3 protein-coding genes are annotated in these 4,113 nt (G+C 59.9%); all 3 read left to right on the forward strand.

The features are described from left to right. A partial coding sequence (locus BR71_RS19640; protein ID WP_043641460.1) for a DUF2345 domain-containing protein occupies nucleotides 1-1,032 on the forward strand: 1,032 nt, incomplete at its 5' end. A 3-nt stretch (nucleotides 1,033-1,035) separates the two neighbouring features. Next, nucleotides 1,036-2,976, forward strand: a complete 1,941-nt coding sequence (locus BR71_RS19645; protein WP_043641461.1) for a phospholipase D-like domain-containing protein — start codon at nucleotides 1,036-1,038, stop codon at nucleotides 2,974-2,976. Beyond that, nucleotides 2,969-4,030, forward strand: coding sequence for an SEL1-like repeat protein (locus tag BR71_RS19650; RefSeq protein ID WP_052370892.1), 1,062 nt, complete (start codon nucleotides 2,969-2,971; stop codon nucleotides 4,028-4,030). Before BR71_RS19645 ends, BR71_RS19650 begins: the two co-directional genes overlap by 8 nt. Nucleotides 4,031-4,113: the final 83 nt, after the last annotated feature.

The following is a 4,113-nucleotide window of genomic DNA, read 5'->3' on the forward strand; positions in this document are numbered from 1 at the left end:
GGCCAGCAGGCCGACACCATGGAAACCGGGCCGGAAGGCATAGGCGACGACAATAAGCGGGAAGGCAAGCAGCTGATCGGTCATCTGCAGCATCAGCAAGCGGCGCTGAAAGCGTGGGAGGCGGAAACCAATACCGACAAAGAAGGTAAAACCGGCAAGGACATCTCCGGCCGCCAGCCCTTGCTCATCCTGTCCGCGCCGGCCGGCATCGCCAGCCTGAGCCAACAGAGCCACACCGTGGCGGCGGGTACCAATCTGGACCTGGTGGCGCAGCGCGATACCAACCAGACCAGCGGCCGGCGCTGGATCCATAACGTGGGCCAGCACATCAGCCTGTTCGTCACCGGCCTGCAAGACAAGATCGCGTTGAAGCTGATCGCCGCCAAGGGCAAGATGCAGGTGCTGGCGCAGAGCGACAGCATCGAGGTGACCGCGGACAAGGACGTGACGGTGACTTCCTGCAAGGAAAGAATCACGGTAGCGGCCAAGCAGGAAATCCTGCTCAACGTCAGCGGGGGCGCTTACATCCGCATCGCCGGCGGCAATATCGAACTGCATTGCCCGGGCAAGGTGTCGGTGAAGGGGGCCAGCCATCAGATGAGCGGGCCGGCGCAAATGACGGTCACGCATCCGGATTATCCGCAGAGCATTCCCAGGATGCCGTTGTCGCTGCGCCTGGATCAATCGCCGCAAGGCGGCAACAGCAGCTGGACCGGCATGCCCTATACCCTGCATGCCGACGGCGGCGAGGTGAAGCGCGGCATCATTGACGAAAGCGGCCACCTGGCGGTCAAACATGCGGTCACCACTCAAAAATACACGGTGGAGCTGGCCAACGGCGTCAAGTTTGATATCCCGGTGGCCAATGAGCTGAGCAAACCGGACAAGGGCGCGCTGGCCAACGCCGGCTTCCATAAAGTGGTGGCCGGCGCCGCGCCGCCGGATGGCCGCGTGGAGCCGGACGAGCATGCACGCGCGCGCTACCACCGTTTGCTGAATGGCGAGGCCGACGCTTCGCCCGCAGGAGAGTAATAAATGAGCGCGAACACGATAGTCTCCCCGATCTGCGTCAAAGAGCCGCTGCGGGCCAATTTGACCCTGCCCTGGTTTTTGCAGACCAGCGAATACGCGCCGCATGAGGGCAGCTTCCAGCCCCTGGTCAACGGCGAGGCGGCGTTTGCCGCGGTGCATTACGCCATCGCCAAGGCCAAGAAAAACGTCAGCATCATCTGCTGGGGCTTCCAGCCATCCATGTACTTTGTCCGCAAGGGGGCGGACACGGTGAAGTACGCGGACATCGCGGAAGCCGTGCCGGCGCAGATAGGCAAGCTGCTGGAGCATAAGGCCAAGCAGGGCGTGCAGGTGCGGGTGCTGTGTTTTGCCTCCAAGCCGGCCGGCCTGTACGTCAACAGCACCGGCGCCACGGTGGGGGAGTCGCAAACGCCGGGGCGCTGGAAAGTGGGTCTCAAGGACAAGCCGGATTATGAAACCCCAGAGCAGTATAAATACGATTCTCAGTGGTATTCCTGGTATGACGAGGACCAGCCGGCGGCCGGCGCCACGGACAAGATTGTGCGGGACAGGCTTCATAAGGACATCCCCAGCAAACACCTGCATTTCCGCAGCCGCGGTTTTGGCACGCGCGCCCGTGCTCACATTGCGGCGCAGGATTACGACGATAAGGGTTTGAAGAAAAGGACTAAGACCACCTTGGCGGGCGCCCCCAGCCATCACCAGAAAATGGTGTTGGTGGATTACGATGACGCGCAAGCCCATGTCGGTTTCGTCATGGGCCACAATATGTTGGACGAGTACTGGGACACCAATGCCCACAGCGCTAAGCCCAAAGCGCCCAATTTAGGCCGCAACGGCACGGTGGGGCCGCGCGAGGATTTTTCCAGCCTGATCACTGGCCCGGCGGTGGGCGATCTATTCCACAATTTCCGCCGCGCCTGGCGCGGCGAAACCAAGGAAGACCTGCCGCTGCCCGGCTGCGGTTTCGGCAGTTATGCGCCGCGGGTGGATGGGCAGGCCAATAAAGCCGCCATGGTGCAGCTGTTGCGCACCCAGCCGGAATACAAGAAACAGGACATCAAGAAGCTGTATCTGAAGGCGGTCAACAACGTCACTTCCTACATCTTCATCGAAAACCAGTATTTCCGCTGGCCGCCGCTGGCGGAAAAGATCAAGGATGTGGCCAAGGCGCAGAAGCAGGCCGGCCGCCCTTACCCTATCTATCTGTTCGTGATCACCAATACCAGCGACGCCGGCGTGGGCGCCGGCACGGTCAACACCTACCGGATGCTGGAGAGCCTGGGGCGCGCCGATACGATTCCCGGCGTGGCGCGCCAGGAAAAGGCGGATGATGTGGAGGCCAGGCTGGGCCAGGCCAAGCAGGCGGAACGAGAGGCCAAAGTGGTGAGCGCCTTGAACGTCATGGCGCCGGCAAAGCTCAAAAGCAAGATCAAGGAAGCGGAGGCAGACGCCACGGCTTATCGCGAGCGGATGGAAAAGGAGTACGAGGCCGCCCAAAAGCCGGACGCTCCCATTAGCGCGGTGGAGCAGCCCGGGCTGAAAACCCATATTTGCTCCATCGTGGCGCCGGACTCCCCACCGGGGGCATGGGCTGAAACCTATATCCACGCCAAGCTGATGATCATCAACGACGCTTTTCTGACGCTGGGCTCGGCCAATATCAATACCCGCAGCATGCAGGTGGACAGTGAATTGAACATTGCTTTGGACCGGCCGGAAATCTCCAAGCCGCTGCGCCAGGAGTTGTGGGGGAGGCATACTAGCCATTGGGATCGTGCGAATCCAGATCGAATGGATCGTGAGATTGATGCCAAAAAGGCATATGAACAATGGCAGCTAATTCTTGACAGTAATAAAGTTGCTTCACAAAAGCAGTTGCCCCCTGTAGCACCTCTTCGTGAATTCCTGCGCACAGACCCAGCCCGGAGCAATAGTGATTAAGCCCGCATTTCTGACCCTGATTCTGACCCTGAGCCTGGCCGCCTGCGGCGGCGCCAAGGAGCGTTCCGTGCCCGATTTGAAAGAAGTCGAAGCCAAGCTGGCCTTCAACTGCGTATATGAGAAAGACCACCTGCCGGCCTTGAACCCGGAGGCGGAGCAGTTATACCGCTACGCCCGCTGGTTGCAGAAGAACCAGATCGAGAAGGAAGATCCGCTACGCTTCCCGGAGATGGAGCGTTATTACCGCATCGCCACGGCTCACGGCCATTACAAGGCCAATCTGGACTTGCGCGACATGATAGGGCGGGGCACGGCGCGCAGCGACGACCCGGTCAAGGAAACGCTGGACCTGACTCAGGAGCTGATAGACCGCGGCATTCCAGGCGGCTACTACGATATGGGGCGTTATCTGAAGGCCGGTTACGGCGTGAAACAGGACGAGGAACTGGCCAACCGCTACTACCGCAAGGCGGCGGACCTGGGCAGCCCGGAAGCGCAGTACTTGGTGGGAGATAAACTGACCAACTTGACGGTTGCACAGGCAGCTGCGTACTCCGTTGGTTTGAAAATGAAAAAGTGTGCAGGTGAACAAGGGCATGGAAAGGCCGCGAAAGAGTACGCTGCATCAATGATGGGTGAGAATAATCCCGAAGCGGTTAGGTTTTTCCAGCTAGCAATTAAGGCCGGGGATGCGACAGCTGCTGCTTTCCTTGTTAATGGTTTCACTACACCAGCTATCGATGCCAATGATAAGACAAGTCAGTACAAGTACTTGGCTTTATCAAAGGATGATGAGAGGGTTCGTCGTTACGAGTTAATTGGAGGAGTTCTCAGCGACTACTCTTACGCCCACCCCAAGGTGCCGGAACTGGACGAGATCGTGCCGCTGCCGCCGGCTCCACTGCCGGCTTGGGACGGCAAGCTCAAGTGGCTGGAAGCGTTCAAGGCCAATGTGCCGCCGGAAAAACCGTCGGAAGCCCTGATGAGTCAACTGGCCGCGGCCAAGGGCCTGGACCCTAAGACCGGGCGGCCGCTGAACGGCAAGCATGGTTAAAACGCTCTACGCCTTGTCGCTGTTGGGGGCTCTGGCCGCCTGCGGCGCCAAGGAGCGTTCCGTACCTGATTTGAAAGAAGTCG

Origin of the sequence: Chromobacterium haemolyticum DSM 19808, assembly GCF_000711885.1 — a bacterium.
Taxonomy (GTDB): domain Bacteria; phylum Pseudomonadota; class Gammaproteobacteria; order Burkholderiales; family Chromobacteriaceae; genus Chromobacterium; species Chromobacterium haemolyticum.